Source organism: Haloarcula sp. CBA1127 (genome assembly GCF_001485575.1).
Lineage (GTDB): Archaea > Halobacteriota > Halobacteria > Halobacteriales > Haloarculaceae > Haloarcula.
In genome coordinates, this window is the sequence record NZ_BCNB01000006.1 from 2,342,669 (window position 1) to 2,364,513 (window position 21,845).

Sequence of the window (21,845 nt, forward strand, 5' to 3'; positions counted from 1 at the left end):
TCGTCTCAGTTTTCTGTTTCTCCGTAACTACCGTTATATACCGCACTACCTACATTTTACTATCATAAATGATATTCTCGCCGAAAAGCGTTTATCCAGAAATTCAGACTGTTTGTCCATGTACTCAGATTCGAGGCGTGGCGTTCTCAAAAAATGTATTGCAGCTGGGAGCTTGGGGCTCTCGTCTGGCTGCCTTGGTACCCTGAGTGGGAGCGGTGACACTGTGCAGTTTGGTGCGCTCCTCCCACTCAGTGGTGCGCTCGCTCCGCTCGGGCAACACGGCAAGCGAATGGTCGAGCAGGCAGTGAGCGACGTCAACGCGGCCGGTGGTATCGGCGGTACCGACGTCGAAGTGACCATCCTCGATACCGAAGCCAGCGCCGAAACTGCTGTCGAGCAGTACCGGACGCTTGTCGACCGTGGTGTCATCGGCTTCGTCGGTGGTCTCGTCAGTGACGCGTCGCTCGCTCTCGCACCGGAGGCAGCCAGCGACGAGATCATGGAGGTCAGCCCCGCCAGTACTGCCCCGCAACTATCGTCGGCCGGCCAAGCCAACGGGCGGAAGTACTTCGGCAGAACGGTGCCAAGCGACGGGACGCAAGCAGTCGTGATGGCGAAGGCCGTCGACGACTCGCTGTACATCGACGCGGACTCCGTCGCGTTACTGAGTATCGACAACTCGTTCGGTGCTGGACTGGCAGACGCACAGCGTGAGGCACTGGACGCTGAGATCGTCGCCGACGTTCGGTACGACCCGGGGTCGGAATCGTTCGACGACACGCTCGGGGACGTGTTTCAGAACGACCCTGATGCCGTCAGCTTCACCAGCGTCTCCGGTCAGGAACGCGGTATCCTTGATGCGTACAGCCAGTCGGAGTACGACGTTCCATGGGTGTTGTCCGCGGGGATGTTCGGCGGCGACCTCCCGTCGTACTACGAAGGGTTCTACAGCGCGTCGCTGTCCTCTGCGCGAACGCAGGCCTACTTCGAACTCGTCCGCCGACTCCCGGATATCGACCAGCCCAGAGCGTACTCGGTCAATGCCTACGATGCGCTGTTTTTGATGGCGTGTGCCGCCGAACAGGCCGGTGAAGCCAGCGGTCCGGCAATCGCCGAGACCATTCAATCGGTTTCCGGCGGGTCTGGGCACACTGTTTCAGTCGGTGACTTCGGTCGTGTTCGGTCACTCACTGACGCAGGCCGAGCAGTGAACTACCAGGGTGCGTCCGGAAGCGTCGACCTGACAGCGAACCTCGAACCGCTGAGTTCGTACCTGATCGAACGGGTCAATAATGGGTCAGTCGAGTCGCTGGAGCTATTGCAGTCACGGTTCTTCCAGTCGGGAGGGAATCAATGAGTTCGCTCCCGAATCGGATGATGCAGGCGACGGAGCGTGCGCTCCCTGACGTTATTCGGCGGCGGTACGCGGCGAAGTTCGGCGTCCTGTTGCTCGGCGTGGTCGTCGTGCTGGCGCTCGGCGGCGCGGCCATCCACCTCGACACGGGGTCGCTGGTCGAGTCACAGACCGAGGAGCAGATTCTCGGTGTCGCAGAGTCCCAGTCGAGTTCCGTTTCGAGTTGGGTCTCGAACAAGCAATCTACGACGTCGTTCCTTGCGTCGTCTATCGGTGACCGGTCCGAATCAACCTCGGATACAGACCACCAGCGGTGGCTCGAACAGAAGCTCATTGGGCTCCCGGGAGATGTCCGGGCGCTTCATTACGTCGACGCTGCTGACGGCACAGTCACCGCCAGCACCGACGACGAACTGAACGGCGTCGCACTGAGCGACGTTGACGACCCGTGGACCGACGCGAGTGGGGCAGTCGTCTCATCAGGACCAACGGGCACGTCCGAAGCGTACCAGAGCGGGAACGAATCGGTCATCGCGTTCGTCCAGCCCGTCTCCGGCAGCGACGAATACGTCGTGCTGACGGCGTCACTTGAGGCGCGCTCCCACGAATTCACGTCACCGTTTGCGACCGGCGACGTGAAGGTCGTCGGGTCAAACGGGCAGATCATCCTCGACAACCGGAAAAGCTCGATTCTCGAAGAGTACGCGGCAACCGGGGATGCGACCGATACGAGCGTCGAAGCAGCCCTGAACGGCGAAACCGGCTACAAGTCCGTCTCCGCCAGAACGGGCATGGAAGACGGGCAGTACGTGATGGCGTACACGCCGGTGACCGGCACTGAGTGGGCGTTGCTGTACCACGTGCCCCAGGACCGCGCGTTCGCCCTGCAGTCGGCTGTTTCACAAAATATCGCGCTCTTGGTGGCGCTTGCCGTCGGGGCACTGTTCGTCGTCGGCGTGACAATCGGGCGCGGAACCGCAAACGCACTCTCCCGCGTGGCCGAAAGCGCCGAAGACATCGCCGCCGGTGATATCAATAGCACCCTCCCGGAGACTACGCGCGTCGACGAGATGGGACAGTTGTACGACTCATTCGCGTCGATGCAGGCGTACCTGACGACCGCCGCGGACCAGGCTGACGCGCTCGCCGAAAAGCGGTTCGACGACCCGGCACTCGACGAGAGCATCCCCGGCGAGTTCGGCGCGGCGCTGGAGGAGATGGGCGAGGATATCCAGACGTTGATTACCGACGTTGAAGCCGCGAGGGACGAGGCGGAGGCGGCAAAAGAAGACGCCGAGTCGATGGCGTCTGCCCTCGAAGCGAAGGCAGCCGAGTTCAGCAACGTGATGGACAAGTCGGCGGCCGGGGACCTCACCCAGCGGATGGCCACCGACAGCGACTACGACGCGATGGTCGATATCGCGGAGAGTTTCAACGAGATGATCGCGGAACTCGAACGAACGGTCAACCGCATCGAAGGGTTCGCCGGCACTGTCGACAGCTCGACAGAGACGATCTCCGCGAGCGCACAGGAAGTGCGGTCGGCCAGCGAGTCGGTGAGCGAGTCGGTGCAACAGATCGCTGAGGGCGCTGACGAGCAAAACCGGAACATCCAGCAGGTGAGCGACGAGATGACCGACCTGTCGGCGACTGTTGAGGAAATCACCTCATCCACCGACGAAGTCGCGTCGAAGTCCCAGCAGGCCGTCAACGACGGCGAATCCGGCCGCGAATACGCCGAGCAGGCCGCCGCCGAAATCGAGGCGCTCGAACGGAAGTCCACCGAGGCAATCGAACAGGTGGAGTCCCTTGCGGAGGAGATGGAGCGCATCGGCGAGGTCACGACGCTCATCGACGACATCGCGGAACAGACGAACATGCTCGCGCTCAACGCGAACATCGAAGCCGCTCGGGCCGGTGAGGCAGGCGAAGGGTTCGCTGTCGTGGCCCGCGAAATCAAGACGCTCGCCGAGGAAACCCAGGAAGCGACGACTGACATCGAGTCGATGATCGACGACATTCGGTCCCGGACGGATACCACCGTCGAGGATATGCAGGAGATGGGCGAAAGCGTCGACACCGGGAAAGAGACGGTCGAAAACACGACCGACGCGCTGACCAGTATCGTCCAGCAGGTCAACGAAGCCAACGACGGCGTGCAGGCTATCAGCGACGCGACCGACGAACAGGCAGCTTCGATGGAAGAAGTCGTCTCGATGGCCGAGGAAGTCGGCTCGATCAGCGAGGAGACATCCGCAGAAGCCGAGAACGTTGCCGCGTCCGCCGAGGAACAGACAGCGTCGATTACGGAGGTCACCGAGAAGATACAGTCGCTCTCCAGTCAGGCGACCGACCTCAAGGACCTCATCGACCAGTTCGAAACCAGCGATGCCGATGGCAGTAGTGAACTGGGGTCACACGGGTCGGACGGAACCGCGCTGACTGACGACTGACTGAACGGGTTCAGAACGCCCGTTCCGATTATCGATCCGTTCTGTCGGCTACTCTTTTAATCTGCGGTTATACCCAGCGCACTCTGTGAGAGGTGCGGACTCGTCGCCGCGCACCACAATATAGAAAAGCCACCAGTGGGTACGACCCGCTATGGACGTTCCATACGATCTCACCTCCTACATCCGCGTACTCAAACTGGCGAGTACGCCGTCGTGGGAGGAGTTCTCCCAGATCGCGAAAATCGCCGGCGCGGGCATCGCGCTGGTCGGACTGCTCGGGTTCATCATCTTCGCCGTGATGACCTTCATCCCTGGCAGCAAGCCGGTGTAAACCGATGGGGATCTACGCAGTCAAAACCACGGCCAGTCAGGAGCGCACCGTCGCGGACATGATCATCTCCCGCGAAGAAGACGAGATCCACGCCGCGCTCGCGCCGGACTCGCTCACCAGCTACGTCATGGTCGAAGCGGACGACCACAACGTCTTCGACCGTATCCTCGACGAGATTCCCCACGCCAACGGCGTCGTGCAGGGCGAGTCCTCGATGGCGGAAGTCGAGCACTTCCTCTCGCCGAAACCGGACGTGGAAGGCATCGCGGAGGGCGACATCGTCGAACTCATCGCCGGCCCGTTCAAGGGCGAGAAGGCGCAGGTCCAGCGCATCGACGAGGGCAAAGATCAGGTCACCGTCGAACTGTACGAGGCGACAGTCCCGATTCCGGTTACCGTGCGTGGTGACCAGATCCGCGTTCTCGACTCCGAAGAGCGCTGAGCGAGGCGGTCATCGTTTAATTCGAACGAGGAGCGTAGCTGTCCGTGAGAGACCGGAATAACCCTTCTTCGGCGACGTACCAATTGATACGCCGTCTCCGTTTTCAAAAACGCGCAGTCGCTACGCTTCGCCGCCTTCCAGTCGGTCGATGACCTCGCTCATGTTCGCGGCGGCCTCGACAGACTCCTTGATCTGTTCGCGGCGGCGGACCTCGGCGGCGGAGGCGTCGTAGGCGCGAACGTACTCCGCGCGGGAGTGTTCGTCGAACGCGTGCTTGATAGCGAAGTAGCCGTCGGGGACGACGGCACCACAGACCTTGCACTCGATACGGTCGTGTTCGACCGACTGGTGGATAATAAGCTCTTCAACGCGGTCGAACTGTCTCTCGTCCCCTTTGATGTCGCACTCCCAGCGTGGCATTTGCTCAGTCGCAGGCGACGCGGGGTTAAAAACGTTGGCTGCTACCTGTCAGCGGTCTGTCCCGCGCGCTACCGAAACGGAAACCCCTAATGGCAGTACGGAGTTAGCGTTCACCGTGCAACCCGAGGGGTACGCCGTTGATCTCCACGTGAAAGTGCTCGATGACGGGGTCGTCGAGCGCGCGAAGGCACGTGGCCTCGACGCGTTGGTGTACGCGCCGCATTTCACGCGGCTGTCGGAGATACGGCGGCAAGCAGCGGCGTTTTCCGACGAAGAGCTGACTGTGTTTCCAGCCAGAGAGATATTTACTGGCACCTGGCAACAGCGCCGGCACGTGCTAGGCATCGGACTCGAAGACCCGGTTCCGGATTTCATTACTTTCGACGGCGCGATGCGGGAACTGGACCGTCAAGACGCGGCTGTGCTGGTTCCACATCCCGGTTTTCTCAACGTCAGTCTCGGACTGGACGACATCGAAGCGTACGACGACATCATCGACGCGCTGGAAGTGTACAACCCCAAGCAGTTGTCCCACCACCGAGACCGCGCGCAATCATTCACGTCGGAGACCGGCCACGAGCCGTTCGTTTCGTCGTATGCCCACGTCCGCGGTACCGTCGGCGAGGCGTACGTAACGTTCACCGAGGCGTTCGAGAGCGTGGCGGGGCTCAGTGTGGCGCTGCAAAACGATGTGGAGCGGTCGCTGTTCCATCGCGATGGTCTCTCACACGACCTCCGCCGGGCGGTCGAGTGGGCGCATCTGGGGCTGGAAAACACGTGGGGTAAGTTCGACCGACTGATGTTACAGGGGACCGAGCCGACACACCCTGACCACGTCGCGTACGCCGGTCGATTCAACGACGTGAAAGTGTACTAAACCAGAAACGCGCTGTTCTCGACGACGAAGGTTCTGACCGTTGGCGGCAGATACTGTGGGAGTACGTGGACAAGCAGGGCAACCGCGAGCAGTTCGAAGGCGGTAATCACGACGGTGACGGCTTCAGCGCGGTCGCTTGAGGTTGTCACGCCCGTCGGTGAGCCATACTCTGTGTCCGAGAACGGGTAGAACAGGGCAATCCCCCGTCGGGAGCCGAAGTAGTCAAGCACGTAGTGCGTGAGGACGCCGAGCCACACCCACTGGAGGTTACCGCCGTGATACAGCGGATGGGCCAAGAATATGAGGAGGACGGGGATGTTGTGCAGCGTCTTGCGGTGCTTGCCGAAGGCGGTGTCGACATCGGGGAACAGCGCACCCAGGACGATGGGAAGGAACACCTCCGCGATTGTCGCGAAGGTCGTCACGTCGCCCGAGGGGTCGAGAACGTACCCCAGTCCGATACTCAGGAGGACCGCGTTCAGGACGTGCCCACGTTTGTTCATCTACCGGACCGTCCGTGTCCCAACTGAAAGAGCTTACTACTCCTGTAAGGCGGTTTCCAGGTCTCGGAGCGCCTGTGATGCGATGGCCGATTTGACCTCGCGACGGGTGCCATCGAACTCGTAGCGGGACACTGTCACGCCAGACTCGTTGGTTCCCCACGGGGCGGCCTCGGCAACAGCGATGTACACCGTCCCGACGGGCGTCTCCGGCGAGCCGCCGCTCGGCCCAGCGACGCCGGTCGTGGCGACGCCCCAGTCGGTCCGGGCGGTATCGCGAACGCCCCTTGCCATTTCGATAGCGACTGGCTCGGAGACCGCGCCGTGGTCGTCCAGCGATTCCCGCGAAACGGCCAGCAGTTCTCGCTTGGCCTCGTAGGAGTAGGTGACCAGCGAGCGATCGAAGTAGTCGCTCGACCCGGGTATGTCCGTTATTTTCGACCCCACGAGGCCACCGGTACAGGACTCCGCGGTAGCGACCGTGGCAGCAGCTTCTCGGAGACGCTTGCCGACGCGCTTCTCGACTGGGTCCGCAGTGTCGTCTGCCATTGGCCGTAGTTGTCGTGACAGGCGAATAAACGTTCAGGGCGGGATACTTTCAGTTAGGAGACACAACTGTGTATATGAGCTATCAGACGACGCTTGGCTGGTCACTCGTTACGTCGGGCCTCGTGACGCTATTCCTCTGGGTCCTGCCGGGGTCGGACCTCCTGTGGGGGATGCTGTTGCTCGTCCTCGGCGGACTGACGTTGTATATTCGCCAGTAGACAGAAAAGCAGACGGGGCCGGCAGTCAGAATGGACATATGGACTACACGGAACCCCAGTTCTTCCGGGTCATGCAGTATGCGGCTCGGGCCGACCGGGACGTGGTAGACATGGTGTCGGGTAATCCCGACTGGGACCCGCCCGAGGGGCTTCGGGACGGGCTCAGAGACTACGCCGAAGCCCCGGCCGACGACTACCAGTATCCGCCAAGCGTGGGCCTCACGCCACTCCGCGATGAAATCGCCGCTCGGCGTGGTGTGGATCGGAACCGCGTGCTGGTCACGAACGGCGCTGGCGAGGCGAACCACCTCGCGATGACCGGCGGGCTCCATCATTTCGACGGCAACGAAATCCTCCTGACTGACCCGGTCTACCCGTACTACGCCGGCCGGGCGAACTTCATCGGCGCGGATATTTCCTTCGTTCCGGTCGACGAGCACAACCGACTGGCCCCCGCGGACGTTCGAGCGGCCGCAAGCGAGGAGACGGCCGTCATCGTCGTCAATTCGCCGAACAACCCCACCGGCGCAGTGTACGACGCTGAAGCGATGGCTGAGTTCGTCGCCATCGCTGAGGAGTACGACGCCCTGTTGCTCAGCGATGAGGTGTACGACCACTTCGACTACGCGGGTCGGTTCAGTTCGGCCCTACACGCCGACTCCGACCACGTCGTCGCCACCAACTCCTTCTCGAAGACGATGGCGATAACGGGGCTCAGGGTTGGCTATGCGATTTTCCCGCCGGAAGACCGGCCTACTGGGACACTTCTGGAGCGCGCTCGCACCCAGCATATGCTTACGAACGTCACCGGGAGCCGACCAGCGCAGTACGCCGTCCTGCGGGCGCTGAAGACGACGAATCCGGACTACTACGCCGCCTGCCGACGGCGACTCGAAAGGCGCGTCGACGACTTCTGTGCCGCACTGGCTGCGGCTGGCGCCGAGTACAACCGCCCCGACGGCGGCTTCTACGTGATGGCGCGGTTCCCCGACTTCCCCGGGTCGTTCGAGAACGTGTACGAACTCATTGACGAGGCCGGCGTCGCCGGGATGCCTGGCGAGGCCTTCGGCGAGTCCCGTAGCGACTGGATACGGTTCGCGCTCGTGACTTCCCGGGCCGACGAAGCGGCCGAACGGCTGGCGAACTACTTCGAATAAGAAACGACTGCCGGCTTAGCCGAAAATCAGTTCGACGTCTCTCGCCCGCGCCAGCAAGTCGTCATCGTAGTACGCCTCGGTCTGGGCAGGATGTGTCTCGTCGATGGCTCGGACAGTCTTGACGGTGTTGGCGAAGTTCTTGTAGGTCGCTTCGTCGACCATCTGGCCGTCGACGACGACCGCGCCAGTGCCCTCGCGTTTGGCCTCGTTGAACGACTCGATTTTGTGGAGGTCCCGCTCCATTTCTTCCACTGTCGGCATATGGATTCGATTCGCCTGTTCGGTCTGCTTGGGGTGCAGCGACCACGAGCCGTTGATGCCGATCGTCGCCTCGTACTCCACCTGATCGGCGTACCCCTCGGCGTTGTAGTAGGTGACGCCAGCGCGCTCGTGGAACAACTGGTCGAAGGGGCCGCCGATGGCGACGATGTCAGCCGCGCTCGTCTCGTTCGACAGCGCTTCGAGCAGGCCGTCCCAGCGGGGCCGCTCGCCGTTGAGCGTGCGACCGCCGAGTTCCGCCGTGTAGTCCACCGGCCCGAACACGAGGCCGGAGAGCCGGGAGTCTGTTGCGTACTGGCAGATTTCGCGCAGATCCGAGCGGCCGGGGGCCGTCTCCAGAATGATCGCCATCTCCAGCGTCCCCTCGGGCAGTCCGGCGTCGCGCTCCGCGTCGGCGATGACGCCCGCGGCGTCGCGCACGTCGTCGAGGCGACCAACCTTCGGGAAGACGAAGCCGTCGAGTTCCTCGCCGACTTCCTCGGCCAAGCGAGTCACTTGCTCGATGCCACGCTCGCGGGCGTCGGCGTCGTCGTAGGCCCATTCGACTCGGGGGAGGATGTCTCCGGCGAAGTCGTCGGCATGGTCCGGAATGTGCTCGACGATGTTGTCGACAGCTTCGTCTTTCATCGACGGCGCGGTGCCGTCCTCGATGTCAGGGACGAGCCAATCGGGGGCCTGAAACCCCTCGCTGGTGAGCCCAGAGACGAGGAACTTCGCGCTGTTGTCGTTCGGTATCGCGGCTGGTGCGGTCTGGAATGTGCGACAGAGTCGTGTCATGTATCTCGCTGAATGAGTGCGGTTCGCCGGCCCGAGTAGACCGGGGTCTGGTCCTGATTGAACGCGACGTGCTCGAACGTGACCGCGCCGGCCTGCTCCGGCCCGGCGTCGGGGTCGCAGTCGAGGACGCGGGTGAAGCCGTAGATGGTGTCACCGAGCGTGACGAAGTCGTGGAACCGCTCGTCAGCGAAGCGACGCTCGCGGTAGGTCGCCTCGTCGGAGCGGGCGTGTGCCAGCGCAACCGATCGTGTTACGTCACCGTACGCGACGATGTCGCCCGACGGCGAGTCGGCCATCTCGTCGCGGTTGTGGTGCTGTCGTGCGGTATTGAGCGTCGCCAGTGGGAGACCGGCGACCAGTTGGTCGTCCATCGTCCGGCCGCGCTCGTGGCGGTAGGCGACGGCTGCGTTCTCCGCGTCGGCCCGTTCCAGTGCCGTCTGGAAGTCCTCGAAGTACTCGCCATCTGGAGAGACGAGGGTATCGGGCAGCGCTGGTCCGCCCTCGTCCTGTTCGCCGACTGCGCCACCGTCAGTGGCTGCCGGCTCGCGGCGCGGTATCATGTTCGTCCGCTGGTAGGATACCAGCGTCTCGCCTGTCTCGCGGTCCCGGCCCTCCGTCTCCCAGGTGACGATGCCGTATTGGGGTCTGGAGGACGATGTCTTAGTGTCGACGACAGTCGACGTGACAGACAGCGGTGTCCCGGCTGTCACCGGCTGATGGAACGTTACGTCGTCGCGTCCAAGGAAGTACCCGCCCTTCTCCGAGAGGTCCTCGACAGTGATGCCCATCACACACGCCAGCAGGTAATCCGGGTGGACCGGGCGCTCCTCGAAACCGCGCTCGCGTGCCGTGTCGGCCCGCCAGTACGCCGGGTCGTGGTTGAGCGTCTGGCCCATCCACTGCTCGCTGCCGTGGTGGGTGAGTCGGAGGCCGGGGTCGTGAACGAGTTCGTCGCCCTCGGCGAAGAACTCGAAGAAGTGGCCCTTTTCTCTGGTGTCTGCCCGGTCCAGCAGCGAGTCGAACGTCTCGCTGTCCGAGAGATCAAGCGCGTCGGGGTCGGTCCAGTCAGTCATCAGCCGGCACCTCCTGCGTGGCGTCTCGTCTGGCAAGCGCCCGCCGCATCTCGTTCGTGACGACCATGAACCCCTCGTCGAAGCCCATCCCCGGTTTTGCGAGCACTTGCGCGGCGTCGGTCGCCAGCGCGACGTGGGCACAGGCCCGCGCGGAGGTCACGGTCTCGTTGCAGGTCCCGCCGACGTAGGCCCGGGTGTCCGTGCCGTCGCAGTACAGCACCGCTTCGGCCGAGCGCTGGATGCCCCCGAGGTCCGGCGTCTTTATTTGAACTAGGTCGGCCGCTTCCGCGTCGACGAACGCCTGGACGTCCTCGAAGGTGTTGCACCACTCGTCGGCGACGATGTCCACGTCGACGCCCGCATCGGCCAGTCCCTCGCGGAGTTCGGCCATCTCGGTTATCTGTGCCTGCCGCCCGCCAGCGTCCATCGGTCCCTCGACCTGAAGGGGGTACGGCGCGGCGGCCTCCCGCAGCGTCTCGAAGTAGTCGGTCACTTCGGTCCGGTCGTACGGCGGGCCGAACACCTTCCCGAGGATGCCGTACACGTCCACGTGGAAGCGCGGCGAGTACGGCTCCGGCCCGAGCGCCGTCGCCCGGTCCGAGAGCCAGGCGAGGTAGTCTCGCAGCCCCTCACCGTTCTCGCCGACCTTCTCGACGCTGTTGAACAGGCCGTGGGGCAGGACCGGCACGCCCTTGATGAGCATCTTTTCGGCGTTGATACGGCGCTCGTCGCCCGATTGCCCAAACACCGGAACCGGTGACGTCGCTGGGTCGGTGTCGTAGGTGTCTGCAAGCACGTCCGTCGGCGTCACTCCGCGTGCTTGTGCGGCTGCGTTCAGCAGCGCCTGCGAGACGCCGTAGCGGACCGCGGTGTGGAGCTGGTCGCCGCCCGAGCGCTGGGCGTTCATCTCCTCCAGCATCGTCGCGTTAGCCCCGAACTGGGTTGCGTCCTGCCCACGGAGTGCGTCAGCGACAGCCCCCTCGACGACGGGGCGGTACTTCTCAGCCCGGAACAGCGGATCGCGGCCGCCGGCCCCCGAGTACTGGACCGCGGCGCAGTCGCCGGTCGCGATGGAGCCGTCGGCGAGTTCGATTTCAACGATGAGCGCCTCGCCGGCCTCTCGGATGCGGTCGAATCCGTCTGTGACCGGCTGGCCATCGTAGGCGAACCCGCTCTGTGTCGCCCCATCCTTGATGGCCTGCTGGTCGTCGAAAAAGAACCCGGAGAGGCCGGGAACTGTTCGAACGTCCTCAATCCGCATCGCTTGCACCCCCCGCGGGGCTGTTGTCGCCGCCCGGCCGCCCGATGAGCTTCCCATCGCTGATGGCGTCCACGTCGTCGGCGACCATCCGGAACGACTGGTCGCGGCCCTCGGTCTCGGCTCGCTCGCCGAGTCGCGCGGCGTGAATCTCCTTGATGTCGTCCGGGAGCGCGAGGTCCGCGAACTCGAAGATGCGGACCCGGCCATCGTCGTCTCTGGCCGGCAGCACCGCGCCCTTGGCGGCGTCGCTGGGGGCAAAGGGCACGTCCAGTGCGCCGCTGTCGAAGGCGTTGATAACTCCCTGTGCAACGTCGCCGTCGCCGGCCTCGTATACAGCGTCCATCAGCGCTCGCGTCTCCCGCTCGATGAGCGCCTGTTCCTCGTCGATACCCCCGAGGTCGATATCCTGTTCGATCATCATATCGATAAGCTGTCTCGTCGTTCGCAGTCCGGCTGCGTTGGCCTCCTTCGTCGGCACGCCCTGGAACTCCTGGGCGGACTTCGTGATGACCTTGTCCGGCTGCGCGACAGCTGCCGTCGCGCCGCCGAGACTGATGACGCCGTTTGCCCGCGCCTCGTCGGGCGGGAAGCCGCCCATCCACTCGTGGAAGACGGTCGTGACGGTCACTTCATCGCGGAGATACTCGTTGCCGAGCTTCCGCAACGCCCGCAGCGCCGCCACGTCCTGCACGAGGTTTCCGACCTGTCCGTACCCCAGCGTCAGCGACCGGACGCCCTGTGTCGCAGCAAGCTCGCCCTCCACGAGCATCACCGCGATGGCGATGCTCGGTGGGACGAGCGTGCCGGTCAGCGGACCGAAGGGCTCGCGGTTGATCGTCACACCGCGCTCGGTGTAGGCCCCGCAGAGCCGGTCGACGAACTGCCAGTGTTCGATGGTCGTCGCGAGGTCGTGCCGTTTCGTGTACGGAATATTGTAGGAAATCGGCCCGCCCTCGAAGCTCTGGAAGCCGCCGGCAAGCGTGACCATCGCCAGTAGCCGGGCATCAGGCGTGCCGTGCCGGACCTCGACCGGTGCGTCGAGCGCCCGGATGAGCCGCCGGCAGTCTTCGACGCCGTGGTTCACCGCGGGGAAGCCGTTCAGTTCGTTTTCGTCGCTGCCGCGGGAGGCGGCGAGTCCCTCCTCAGCCTTCTCGTACTCGTTGTCGCGCGTGTACGAGTCGATGGTCGTTGGCAGGAGGTCCGCACCGCCCTCGTCCTGTAGATACCGCAGCAGGTCGATCTGTTCTTCGAGGCAAGGGACGCCCGCTCGCGGCTGGAGGAGCGGCTGGTCGGCGGACTCCAGCACTTGGGCGAACTGTTTTGAGGCCGGCAGTGACTCATGGAAGGCGATGGCCTCCTCGAAGTCGACTTCGCGGCCTGTGTGCCAGTTGTCCCTGAGGTCGTTTGCGATGCGCTGTAGCTGGTCGTCGCTGAGTCGCTCGTCAGTTGGCATAGTCACCCGTCAACCCTGATCTGCTCCGCCTCTGTTGTCGTCAGTTGCAGGTCTTCGCGGAGCATCTCGATTGCCTCCTCCGGGTCCGTCTCCGCGTCGAAGACGCGGTCGAAACCCATCTGTCGGAAGGTCGCCTGCGTCTCCTCGAAGTCGGACTGTCCGACGGCGAGGTTCCCACCGACGTACGTGAGCACGTCGAGCCCAGCATCGTCGAGCTCGTCGTGCAGCCCCTCGCAGTCCTGGCGGGCGTGCCCGTACAGCGAGGATACCAGTACTGCCTCGGCGTCATGAGATTTCGCAGCGGAGACGAACTCGTCCTGTGACGTCTGGACGCCGAGGTTGATGACCTCGAAGCCAGCGGCCGAGAGCGCCTGCTCTAGAATCGTGATGCCGACGACGTGCGCGTCGGAGCCAATCACGCCGAGGATAACGGTCCGGGGCATGTACTTCCCCGTCATCGGCGGGTAGTGATAAACCTAATGGTCTTTCATGATAATATGGCCTTAAGGAATTTATAACGGACATTCAAGAAGGTTTATGCGGCCGCCCCGTCGTGGTTTTCCCATGGGTGCGCTTGACGACTTGCGTGTGCTTGACCTGACACAGGTCCTCGCCGGACCGTACTGTACGATGTTGCTCGCGGACATGGGCGCGGACGTGGTAAAGGTCGAACGCCCCGGCGGCGACCTCATCAGGTCGAACCCGCCGTTCGTGAGCGACGGCGACGAAGAAGCCTACGGCGGGTACTTCCAGAGCGTCAACCGTGGGAAACGCTCGCTCGAACTCGACCTGGGGGACGACGATGACCGCGAGGCGTTCCTTTCGCTCGTTGAGCGCGCAGACGTGGTGGTCGAGAACTTCAAGGCCGGCACGATGGAGAAGTTCGACTGCGGCTACGAAACGTTGCGAGAACACAACCCGGACCTCATCTACTCGTCCATCCGGGGCTTTGGCGACCCGCGAACGGGTGAAACCCACCGACAGGGCCAGCCGTCGTTCGACCTCATTGCGCAGGCGCTGGGCGGAGTCATGGAAATCACCGGCCAGTCGGATGGTCCCCCGACGAAGGTCGGCCCCGGCGTCGGCGACCTCTTCACCGCCGTGCTGAACGCCGTCGGCATCCTCGCGGCCGTGCATCACCGCGAGCGGACTGGTGAGGGGCAGTACGTCGATACGGCGATGTATGACTCGATGGTGTCACTGTGCGAGCGGACGGTGTACCAGTACTCCTGTGACGGCGAACCGCCGACTCGACAGGGGAACTCTCACCCGACGCTGTTCCCGTACGATTCCTTCGAGGCTGCCGACGGCCACGTCGTCATCGCGGCGTTCGCCGACGGCCACTGGGAGGCGCTGTGCGAGGCAATGGAGCGCCCGGACCTCGCCGCGGACTACCCCGACGCTGGCAGCCGGATCGCGAACCGCGAGTCCCTGCGGGCCGAAATTGCGGAGTGGACCGCCGCCATCGACTCGGAAACACTCCTTGACCTGCTCGAAGGGCGCGTGCCGGCCGCGCCGGTCCAGAACACCGCCGACATCTTCGACGACCCGCATATCCACGACCGCGAGATGCTCGCCGAGGTGGACCAACCGGGCGCGGACGACCGGATGACCATCGCTGGCAGTCCAATAAAGATGACCGAGACGATGCCCTCGCCCGGCGGTCGTGCGCCGCTGCTAGACGAGCACAGGACGGAACTGCTTGATGAGGCTGGGGTCGATACGGGAACCAATCGAGTGGAAAGCGACGACTAATCGGCAACTGCCGGCAATTTTCACCACATCAGGGCAGGACCATTATCTATCATGAGCCGTAGAATAGGCTATGGTCGAAGTTCCAGATGCGCTCAGTACATTGTTCAGTGCCCAAATAGAGACGGACGGGGACCGATATATTGTTGAAATTCCGAAAAGTGAAGTATCCCACGGTGCAGTCTCGCCGGGCGAGACCTACCGCGTCGGCCTGCTCTCGCAGGTCGACGCCAGCGCGTCGACGACAGCCCAGCCGCAGACGCCTACACAGGATACCGACTCGGAACGAGTCGACACCGGCGTCCCGCAACCGCCGGTCGACGAGGGCGAAATCCGAAACGTGACCATCGAATCGCTCGGCGACCAGGGCGACGGCATCGCCAAGGTCGAACGCGGATACGTTGTCATCGTCCCCGACGGCGAACCGGGCGACTCGCCGACCGTCGAGATCGAGACCGTCCAGGAAAACGTCGCGTTTGCGAGCGTCGTCGACAACGACGGCCACACTGTATAGCGGTATCGTCGCGTCTTCAGCGGCCCAGTGACCGCCGGGCTGACCAGACTGCGATGCCGGAGCAAACGGTCACAGCAGGGTCGTTCAACCGACAGACCCCTACTTGAATGGAATCTGTCGGACGTGGTAGAGGTCGAAGAACGACTAGTAATCACAGCATCACAAACGTTTATATGATTTAAATCCGGTATTTAAAACACTATATGGTCGACCCAAAAGAGAGCATTGACATCGAAAATGTCGTTGCTTCGACCGGTATCGGACAAGAACTCGACCTTGAGAGCGTCGCGATGGACCTCGAGGGAGCCGACTACGACCCCGAGCAATTCCCGGGCCTCGTCTATCGGACACAGGACCCCAAATCCGCCGCGCTCATCTTCCGGTCGGGCAAGATCGTCTGCACGGGTGCGAAATCGACAGACGATGTCCACCAGAGTCTGCGCATCGTCTTCGACAAGCTCCGTGACCTGAACATCCAAGTCGACGACGACCCCGAAATCGTCGTCCAGAACATCGTCAGCTCCGCCGACCTCGGGAGTTCGCTCAACCTCAACGCCATCGCCATCGGCCTCGGGCTTGAGAACATCGAGTACGAGCCGGAGCAGTTCCCGGGCCTCGTCTACCGACTCGACGAACCCGACGTGGTCGCGCTACTGTTCGGTTCGGGGAAGCTCGTTGTCACCGGCGGGAAGCGAAAGGAGGACGCGGAGGAAGCCGTCGACACCATCGTTGAGCGGCTGAGCGACCTCGGCCTGCTGGACTAACGACTCGGTGCCAGTGACTGGGCGGCGGCCAGTCACAGCCCGTTTTTCGGTTCACTGCGGTCCCGACGCGACGCGCACAGAGCGACTGCGACGGACGGGAACCCCGCGGTTCAAATACCGGGACGACTAACCCCGTTCCGATGGGAGACCCCGCCTCGACGGGCACGGAGTCCTGGCGCACGTATTTCGGCTTCGACGAGCCCTACGAGAATCAGGCCGACGCCGTCGAACGAGCCATCGAGGCGGGCAAAGCACGCGGCTTTCTCGCGATGGAAGGGCCATGCGGGACGGGCAAGACGATGGCCGCGCTCACCGCCGGCGCGACCTTGGTCCGCGATACGGACCTGTACGAGCGAATGGTCGTCGTCACGCCGGTCAAACAGCAACTCCAGCAGTTCGTCGACGACCTGCGAGCGCTCAACGCCGGTATCGAGGAGCCGTTCGCCGGTATCTCGCTGGTCGGCAAGCGCGACCTCTGTCCGTACGGGCGCGAGGGACAGTTCCCGGACGACGTAGGGACACACGACCGCTGTGAGGACCTCAGGGAGGCGACAGCGCGGTTAGTCGAGGACGACGGACACTCGGACGGGGCGGCCGTCGCGGACGCCGCAATAGCCGGTGAGGCCGACGACGACCAGTGGTGGGACCCGCGGAAAGGGCAAGACCTCGCCGCGGCCGCACGCCCCGACGCAGCCGAGCAGTCGACCCTTGGCGACGACACACTTCAGACGGCCGGCGCGGCCTCGCCGTACCGGCAGGCCCAGCCAACGGCTCCGGAGTCGATGGCAGAGGGGTCAGACCCGCCGCTGTACTGTCCGTTCGAGGCGGATTGGTACGCCCGCAACAAGGGCTCGCCCGTCGACTTCTCGGCCGGGGATGAGCACGTGGTGACGATGGACGACTACCTCCCGGCGGCAACGGAACGCGGGACCTGCCCCCACCGGGTCATGAGCGTGATGCTGGACGAGGCTGATGTTATCGTCGGGAACTACAACCACCTGTTCGACCCGGGCTCTCGCCCGCTGCTGTCGGACGTGCTCGACAGCCAGACACTCGTCATCGTGGACGAGGCCCACCGACTCGAAGAGCGCGTACGGGACCTCCTGTCGGACCGCCTGGGCCGCCAGAGCCTCGTGCAGGCGCGCAACGACTGCACGACACTCATCCAGCGCGCCCAGCAGAGCGCCGACCACAAGGCGCAGGTCCGCGAGGTGCTGTCGGCTCGTGAAGTCCCGCTGGACGCGGTCGATCAGGCCCGGAAGTTCTACGACGACCTCGTCCGGTGGCTCGACAACCGCGTCGAGTCCTTCCTTGACGCCGAACACGAGGGTTGGCGCGCGGACCCGTCAAGCCTCCCCGAGCACGACCGCGAAATCCCGCTGCGGGACCCCGACACGGTCGAGCAGGACGAGCTAACCGAATGGGCCGAGCGCAAGGGCTATGAGGGGTCGCTCTGGCGCTCGCTGTCGAAGGTCGGGGCCGCCGTCGAGGACGCAATCGACCAGCTTGGGCTGACCCGCCAGCCGGTGTGTGCCGCTGTCGGCGTGCTGGCCGGGCAGTGGTGGGAGCGCGACCATGCGACGTTCCTCCGGGAGATCGAACTGGAGCACTCGCCGAACCACGGACAGAACCTCGATTCCGACTACCAGGCTGTCTACACGCCCGGACTGCTGTGTTACAACTGTATGCCCGCGACGGCCCTGCGGAACGTCTTCGACGACCTCGGGGGCGGTATCCTGATGAGCGCGACACTGGAGCCGCTGGACGTGTTCACCCGCGTGTCGGGGCTGGACTCGATGGCCGAGACAGGCTCGACGGCCCCCGACGAGCAATCTGGCGACGGACGACCGGTCCGGTCGACGACCTACGACCTGCCGTTCCCGCCCGAGAACCGGGCGTCGTACCTCGTCGACGCGACACCGTTTACCGCACGCAACCGGGGCGACCCCGAAATGATGCGCCCGCTCGGCGACAACTGGAACCCCACCCGCGACGAGTACGCACAGGCACTGCGCGCGCTGGCCCGATCGCCGGGCAACGTCATGGTGGCGATGCCGAACTACCGGGAGGCACGCTGGGCCGGCGCATACCTGCAAGACGCCGTCGAGAAGCCGGTCCTCGTGGACGAGTCATCGAGCAACGAGGAGACCGAACGGCTGAAACGGGAGTTCTTCAGCGGCGACGGGAAAGTCATGGTCACGTCGACGCGCGGGACGCTGACCGAGGGCGTCGACTACGACGGCGAGAAGCTCTCGACCTGTGCCGTCGTGGGCATTCCGCTGGTGAACATCGGGTCGCCCCGCGTTCGGGGCGTCCAGCGCGCCTACGGTGACGCCTTCGGCGAGGACAATGCCTTCGAGTACGCCCTGACAGTTCCGGCTGTGCGGCGCGCGCGCCAGGCCATCGGCCGCGTCATCCGCGGCGTTGACGAGGTCGGCGTGCGGGCGCTAGTGGGCCGCCGGTACACGCCGAACGCACGACATTCGGTGTCTCCGTACCTGCCCGCCGGAGAACGCAAGGAGTTCACCCGCATGACGCCGGATTTCCTCGCGAGCCAGCTGGATTCGTTCTGGGCCGACCACCAGTAGTGCCGCCTGTTGATTAACCGGAAGGTTTCGTTGGCAGCGGAAGGCATATACATCGTGGAACGAGTGTACCTATAGATGCCCGAGTGTCAGAACTGCGGTGAATTCGTAACCGAGCAGTACGTACGGGTTTTTACACCAGAAGCCGTCGAAGGCCATGGCCCCCGGGTCTGTCCAAACTGTGAGGACAAACTCCGGGACGGCGCGGACGTCCGTGAAGCGCGGTCCTCGAGACAGTAGGACAACTCCTTTTCGGGAAGTACTCAAGGCCAGACAAGCGTAGCTTCTGGCATGAGCGAACTCGACGTCGAAGCAGTCGATGACATCGACGCGCCCGCAGGAATCGACGCGGCGGAGTACGTCCTCTACGGCGGGAAAGGCGGCGTCGGTAAGACGACGTGTGCTGCGGCCACTGCGCTGGCCTCCGCGCGCGACGACACGGCGACGCTCGTCGTCTCCACGGACCCTGCCCACTCCCTGTCAGACACGCTGGATGCGGATATTCCGGCAACGCCGACGCGCATCCGCGAAGACATCCCGCTGTACGCCGCGGAGATCGACCCGGAGGCCGCCGTCGGCGAGGGACCGCTCGGTGTTGAGGAGGACGCACTGGGCGGCATGGGTGAACTGCTCGGCGGTGACGGGATGTTTGGCGGGGGTGCAGGCGGTGCAGCGGGCGCAGGCCAGGCCGAGGACCCCATTGGTGGCGAAGATGGACTCCTTGGCGGGTCGATGCCCGGAGCCGATGAGGCTGCGGCGCTCCGGCTCCTGCTGGATTACGTCGACGACGACCGCTTCGACCGCGTCGTCATCGACACCGCGCCAACCGGCCACACTCTCCGTCTGCTGGAACTCCCCGAGACGATGGATTCGATGGTCGGGAAGATTCTCCAGCTTCGCGAGCGCTTCTCCGGGATGATGGACAACCTCACGGGAATGTTCGGCGATGATCAGGATGTCGACGCCGAGGCCGGCATCGAGGACCTACAGGAGCTATCAGACCGGATCGAGCATCTGCGGTCGATTCTGCAGGACCCACGGAAGACGGACTTCCGCATCGTGATGGTGCCTGAGGAACTCTCTGTCGTCGAGTCTGAACGCTTACTCGCACAACTCGGCGAGTTCAACATCCCTGTCAGCACCGTCGTCGTCAACCGGGTGATGCAGGACCCGAGCGAGGTGCTCGGCGAGGACGTGGACATCGCCGGCCCGAACCACGCCGACTGTGAATTCTGCGCACGGCGCTGGCAGGTCCAGCAAGACGCGCTGGCCCGGTCACAGGATATGTTCCGCGGCCACGACGTACGCCGTGTGCCGCTGTTCGCCGAAGAAGTGCGCGGCGAGCGACTGCTGTCGGTTGTCGCGGCCTGTCTGGACTGAACTGGGCGAGGGCGGTGATTAGCTCGTCAGCTTCCGGATGACACCGAACGCTGCGTCGCGCCACCGCGCCGGCAAGTAGTCGAGCATAAGCAGTAGCTGTGCGCCCTGTCCGACCGGATACCGCGGTTCGGGGTCGCTGGCGTTGGCAGCGTCACGGATGGTCAGCGCAACCGTCCCAGGCGTGACAGAGAGCGCGTCCTGAATGCCGACGAGGTTCGAATCTTCGTGGGCCTGATACAGCCAGTCGTACGCGCCGGACGTATCGAGGTCGTCGAGTTCTTGGTCGGCGCGGTCGTCGAAATTAGTCTCCACCGGTCCGGGTTCGACGAGCACGACATCGATGTCGAACTCCTCGACCTCCATCCGGAGCGCGTCGCTAAGTCCCTCCAGGGCGAACTTCGACGCGGCGTAGCCGCCCTGGTTTGGGAACGCGATACGACCCGCGACGCTGGAGACGTTGACGATGGTCCCGTTCTCCCGGGCACGCATGTGTGGGAGCGCCTCGCGGATGAGTCGGTGCGGGCCGTAGAGGTTCACGTCGAACTGCTCGTGTAGCGCCGCCGTCGATACGTCCTCGACCGCACCAAACTGTGCGTAGCCGGCGTTGTTTATCAGGCAGTCGAGTCGCCCTTCGGACTCAATAAGCGCCTCGACGACCCGCTCGCACTCCCGCGGGTTCGTCACGTCAAGCTCGGCGGTTTTACAGCCTGTATCTTCGAGGTCTTCGATATCCGATTCCTCGCGGGCGGTCGCCCAGACAGTCCAGTCGTCGGCCAGGAACGCCTCGGCACTCGCCCGTCCGATACCCGAGGACGCACCCGTAATCAGCACCGTCTTCGCCATGTGTTGGCCGGGAGAACACACCCCGGGAAGTTATACTGTCGGTTATCCGAACGAGCTACTCGACGGTTGCCTTCGCCTCGTCGGCGTAGCTGTCGGCCAGCCGGGTCGGCTCGGGGAGTTTGTAGCCGTCGGCAGTGGCGTCGACGATATCCGCCGCCGTGCGTGCGCTGACGCGATGGCCAGGGCTGACAATAAGTGGGTTGATGTACCGGTTGGGGGAGTCGTACTGTCGTGTCTGGAGTGCGTGGCCAATTATTGTCCCGTCAGGGCAGGTCTCGACGCTATCGTCGGCTATAATCGGAATCCGCGTTCCTTCCGGATACGTCTCGTCGAGGGACTGCTCTGGTGTGCCACAGAGGAGGTTCTTGGCAACACCGACGGCCGGTACGTCCAGCGTGACGCCGATGTGTGTTGCCAGCCCGGCTTCCCGGAAGTGGATGCGGCCACTCCCGTCGACAAGGACCACGTCGGGGTCGGTCTTTAGCTCCGCAAACGCGGCCAGAATTGCGCCGCCTTCGCGGAACGACAGCAGGCCGGGAATGTACGGGATCTCGGTGCGTTCGACGGCGCTGACTCGCTCAATGACCTCGCCGTTCTGTAGCACGACAACAGCCGAGACAGCCTTGTCGTCAACGAACGCCTGATCGACGCCAGCGATGAGGGGCGGGTCCGTCGTATCGTCGCCAGCACCCAGCGTGGTCTGGTCGCTGTCCGGCGCGTCTCTGGCGGGCGCGATTGTCTCGGGCAAAACGTCCATCTCGTCCTCGAACCGCGCAACCTCGGCGATGTCGCGTTGCAACTCCTCCATCTCAGCCTGCGAGAGCGACGGGTCAGGAACGAACTCGGGGCGAACCGGATTCATC

22 protein-coding genes are annotated in these 21,845 nt (G+C 63.9%); 12 read left to right on the forward strand and 10 right to left on the reverse strand.

Features of this window, described 5'->3' with window-relative positions:
* Positions 1-118 precede the first annotated feature (118 nt).
* The 4 genes from AV059_RS16370 to AV059_RS16385 all read left to right on the forward strand — a co-directional run bounded on the left by AV059_RS16370 (position 119) and on the right by AV059_RS16385 (position 4,580).
* Positions 119-1,357, forward strand: coding sequence for an ABC transporter substrate-binding protein (locus tag AV059_RS16370; protein ID WP_228841824.1), 1,239 nt, complete (start codon positions 119-121; stop codon positions 1,355-1,357).
* On the forward strand, positions 1,354-3,807 hold the full coding sequence (locus AV059_RS16375; protein ID WP_058996137.1) for a methyl-accepting chemotaxis protein: 2,454 nt from the start codon (positions 1,354-1,356) through the stop codon (positions 3,805-3,807). The genes AV059_RS16370 and AV059_RS16375 overlap by 4 nt, the downstream gene beginning before the upstream one ends.
* Positions 3,808-3,958: 151 nt before the next feature.
* A complete protein-coding gene (locus AV059_RS16380; RefSeq protein ID WP_004592944.1) occupies positions 3,959-4,138 on the forward strand; it encodes a protein translocase SEC61 complex subunit gamma in 180 nt (59 codons plus the stop codon).
* Positions 4,139-4,142: 4 nt separating this feature from the next.
* On the forward strand, positions 4,143-4,580 hold the full coding sequence (locus tag AV059_RS16385) for a transcription elongation factor Spt5 (RefSeq protein ID WP_004516836.1): 438 nt from the start codon (positions 4,143-4,145) through the stop codon (positions 4,578-4,580).
* A gap of 120 nt (positions 4,581-4,700) precedes the next feature.
* On the opposite strand, the gene AV059_RS16390 is transcribed toward AV059_RS16385, so the two are convergent.
* Entirely contained in the window at positions 4,701-5,000 is a 300-nt protein-coding gene (locus AV059_RS16390) for a hypothetical protein (RefSeq protein ID WP_058996139.1), read from the reverse strand.
* A gap of 115 nt (positions 5,001-5,115) precedes the next feature.
* Between AV059_RS16390 and AV059_RS16395 the strand changes: the two genes are divergently transcribed.
* The gene (locus AV059_RS16395; protein ID WP_058996141.1) at positions 5,116-5,877 is read left to right on the forward strand and encodes a PHP-associated domain-containing protein; all 762 of its coding nucleotides are present in this window, start codon (positions 5,116-5,118) and stop codon (positions 5,875-5,877) included.
* On the opposite strand, the gene AV059_RS16400 is transcribed toward AV059_RS16395, so the two are convergent.
* Positions 5,874-6,380, reverse strand: coding sequence for a metal-dependent hydrolase (locus tag AV059_RS16400; RefSeq protein WP_058996143.1), 507 nt, complete (start codon positions 6,378-6,380; stop codon positions 5,874-5,876). The genes AV059_RS16395 and AV059_RS16400 overlap by 4 nt on opposite strands.
* A gap of 36 nt (positions 6,381-6,416) precedes the next feature.
* Positions 6,417-6,926 (reverse strand): CinA family protein, encoded by a 510-nt coding sequence (locus AV059_RS16405; RefSeq protein ID WP_058996145.1) that lies wholly within the window; start codon positions 6,924-6,926, stop codon positions 6,417-6,419.
* A 74-nt stretch (positions 6,927-7,000) separates the two neighbouring features.
* Between AV059_RS16405 and AV059_RS22490 the strand changes: the two genes are divergently transcribed.
* Positions 7,001-7,144, forward strand: coding sequence for a hypothetical protein (locus AV059_RS22490; protein WP_004961837.1), 144 nt, complete (start codon positions 7,001-7,003; stop codon positions 7,142-7,144).
* Positions 7,145-7,182: 38 nt separating this feature from the next.
* On the forward strand, positions 7,183-8,301 hold the full coding sequence (locus tag AV059_RS16410; RefSeq protein WP_058996147.1) for a pyridoxal phosphate-dependent aminotransferase: 1,119 nt from the start codon (positions 7,183-7,185) through the stop codon (positions 8,299-8,301).
* A gap of 15 nt (positions 8,302-8,316) precedes the next feature.
* On the opposite strand, the gene citE is transcribed toward AV059_RS16410, so the two are convergent.
* The 5 genes from citE to glmS are packed head-to-tail and all read right to left on the reverse strand — an operon-like array spanning position 8,317 to position 13,587.
* A complete protein-coding gene (gene citE / locus AV059_RS16415) occupies positions 8,317-9,357 on the reverse strand; it encodes an L-malyl-CoA/beta-methylmalyl-CoA lyase (protein ID WP_058996149.1) in 1,041 nt (346 codons plus the stop codon).
* On the reverse strand, positions 9,354-10,430 hold the full coding sequence (gene mch / locus AV059_RS16420) for a 2-methylfumaryl-CoA hydratase (RefSeq protein WP_058996151.1): 1,077 nt from the start codon (positions 10,428-10,430) through the stop codon (positions 9,354-9,356). The genes citE and mch overlap by 4 nt, the downstream gene beginning before the upstream one ends.
* The gene (locus AV059_RS16425) at positions 10,423-11,691 is read right to left on the reverse strand and encodes a methylaspartate ammonia-lyase (protein WP_058996153.1); all 1,269 of its coding nucleotides are present in this window, start codon (positions 11,689-11,691) and stop codon (positions 10,423-10,425) included. The genes mch and AV059_RS16425 overlap by 8 nt, the downstream gene beginning before the upstream one ends.
* Positions 11,681-13,144: a methylaspartate mutase subunit E gene (locus AV059_RS16430; RefSeq protein WP_058996155.1), complete on the reverse strand. Its 1,464-nt coding sequence runs from the start codon at positions 13,142-13,144 to the stop codon at positions 11,681-11,683. The genes AV059_RS16425 and AV059_RS16430 overlap by 11 nt, the downstream gene beginning before the upstream one ends.
* A 2-nt stretch (positions 13,145-13,146) precedes the next feature.
* Positions 13,147-13,587 (reverse strand): methylaspartate mutase subunit S, encoded by a 441-nt coding sequence (gene glmS, locus AV059_RS16435; protein WP_004516847.1) that lies wholly within the window; start codon positions 13,585-13,587, stop codon positions 13,147-13,149.
* Between the two features lie 121 nt (positions 13,588-13,708).
* Between glmS and mct the strand changes: the two genes are divergently transcribed.
* From mct to AV059_RS16460, 5 genes are all read left to right on the forward strand, one after another.
* The gene (gene mct, locus AV059_RS16440; RefSeq protein WP_058996157.1) at positions 13,709-14,899 is read left to right on the forward strand and encodes a succinyl-CoA:mesaconate CoA-transferase; all 1,191 of its coding nucleotides are present in this window, start codon (positions 13,709-13,711) and stop codon (positions 14,897-14,899) included.
* A 70-nt stretch (positions 14,900-14,969) separates the two neighbouring features.
* Positions 14,970-15,410 carry a TRAM domain-containing protein gene (locus tag AV059_RS16445; RefSeq protein ID WP_058996160.1) on the forward strand — a complete coding sequence of 147 codons (441 nt, stop codon included), beginning with the start codon at positions 14,970-14,972 and terminating at the stop codon, positions 15,408-15,410.
* A 203-nt stretch (positions 15,411-15,613) separates the two neighbouring features.
* The gene (locus AV059_RS16450; RefSeq protein WP_004516850.1) at positions 15,614-16,174 is read left to right on the forward strand and encodes a TATA-box-binding protein; all 561 of its coding nucleotides are present in this window, start codon (positions 15,614-15,616) and stop codon (positions 16,172-16,174) included.
* A 140-nt stretch (positions 16,175-16,314) separates the two neighbouring features.
* Positions 16,315-18,762, forward strand: a complete 2,448-nt coding sequence (locus AV059_RS16455) for an ATP-dependent DNA helicase (protein WP_058996161.1) — start codon at positions 16,315-16,317, stop codon at positions 18,760-18,762.
* A gap of 288 nt (positions 18,763-19,050) precedes the next feature.
* On the forward strand, positions 19,051-20,139 hold the full coding sequence (locus AV059_RS16460) for a TRC40/GET3/ArsA family transport-energizing ATPase (RefSeq protein ID WP_058996163.1): 1,089 nt from the start codon (positions 19,051-19,053) through the stop codon (positions 20,137-20,139).
* 18 nt (positions 20,140-20,157) lie between these two features.
* Here AV059_RS16460 and AV059_RS16465 read toward each other — a convergent pair whose 3' ends face one another.
* Together AV059_RS16465 and AV059_RS16470 are read right to left on the reverse strand one after the other, a co-directional pair.
* On the reverse strand, positions 20,158-20,982 hold the full coding sequence (locus AV059_RS16465; RefSeq protein ID WP_058996165.1) for an SDR family oxidoreductase: 825 nt from the start codon (positions 20,980-20,982) through the stop codon (positions 20,158-20,160).
* Between the two features lie 55 nt (positions 20,983-21,037).
* Complete coding sequence (locus tag AV059_RS16470; RefSeq protein WP_195156666.1) at positions 21,038-21,844, reverse strand: endonuclease V; 807 nt, start codon at positions 21,842-21,844, stop codon at positions 21,038-21,040.
* Between the last annotated feature and the right edge of the window lies 1 nt (position 21,845).

Coding starts and splice junctions, on each gene's coding strand:
- AV059_RS16450 (WP_004516850.1), top strand. CDS start 15,614: ATGGTCGACCCAAAAGAGAGCATTGACATCGAAAATGTCGTTGCTTCG.
- AV059_RS22490 (WP_004961837.1), top strand. CDS start 7,001: ATGAGCTATCAGACGACGCTTGGCTGGTCACTCGTTACGTCGGGCCTC.
- AV059_RS16455 (WP_058996161.1), top strand. CDS start 16,315: ATGGGAGACCCCGCCTCGACGGGCACGGAGTCCTGGCGCACGTATTTC.
- AV059_RS16400 (WP_058996143.1), bottom strand. CDS start 6,380: ATGAACAAACGTGGGCACGTCCTGAACGCGGTCCTCCTGAGTATCGGA.
- AV059_RS16430 (WP_058996155.1), bottom strand. CDS start 13,144: ATGCCAACTGACGAGCGACTCAGCGACGACCAGCTACAGCGCATCGCA.
- AV059_RS16465 (WP_058996165.1), bottom strand. CDS start 20,982: ATGGCGAAGACGGTGCTGATTACGGGTGCGTCCTCGGGTATCGGACGG.
- AV059_RS16445 (WP_058996160.1), top strand. CDS start 14,970: ATGGTCGAAGTTCCAGATGCGCTCAGTACATTGTTCAGTGCCCAAATA.
- AV059_RS16390 (WP_058996139.1), bottom strand. CDS start 5,000: ATGCCACGCTGGGAGTGCGACATCAAAGGGGACGAGAGACAGTTCGAC.
- citE (WP_058996149.1), bottom strand. CDS start 9,357: ATGACACGACTCTGTCGCACATTCCAGACCGCACCAGCCGCGATACCG.
- AV059_RS16460 (WP_058996163.1), top strand. CDS start 19,051: ATGAGCGAACTCGACGTCGAAGCAGTCGATGACATCGACGCGCCCGCA.
- AV059_RS16385 (WP_004516836.1), top strand. CDS start 4,143: ATGGGGATCTACGCAGTCAAAACCACGGCCAGTCAGGAGCGCACCGTC.
- glmS (WP_004516847.1), bottom strand. CDS start 13,587: ATGCCCCGGACCGTTATCCTCGGCGTGATTGGCTCCGACGCGCACGTC.
- AV059_RS16375 (WP_058996137.1), top strand. CDS start 1,354: ATGAGTTCGCTCCCGAATCGGATGATGCAGGCGACGGAGCGTGCGCTC.
- mct (WP_058996157.1), top strand. CDS start 13,709: ATGGGTGCGCTTGACGACTTGCGTGTGCTTGACCTGACACAGGTCCTC.
- AV059_RS16425 (WP_058996153.1), bottom strand. CDS start 11,691: ATGCGGATTGAGGACGTTCGAACAGTTCCCGGCCTCTCCGGGTTCTTT.
- AV059_RS16470 (WP_195156666.1), bottom strand. CDS start 21,844: ATGAATCCGGTTCGCCCCGAGTTCGTTCCTGACCCGTCGCTCTCGCAG.
- mch (WP_058996151.1), bottom strand. CDS start 10,430: ATGACTGACTGGACCGACCCCGACGCGCTTGATCTCTCGGACAGCGAG.
- AV059_RS16380 (WP_004592944.1), top strand. CDS start 3,959: ATGGACGTTCCATACGATCTCACCTCCTACATCCGCGTACTCAAACTG.
- AV059_RS16410 (WP_058996147.1), top strand. CDS start 7,183: ATGGACTACACGGAACCCCAGTTCTTCCGGGTCATGCAGTATGCGGCT.
- AV059_RS16370 (WP_228841824.1), top strand. CDS start 119: ATGTACTCAGATTCGAGGCGTGGCGTTCTCAAAAAATGTATTGCAGCT.
- AV059_RS16405 (WP_058996145.1), bottom strand. CDS start 6,926: ATGGCAGACGACACTGCGGACCCAGTCGAGAAGCGCGTCGGCAAGCGT.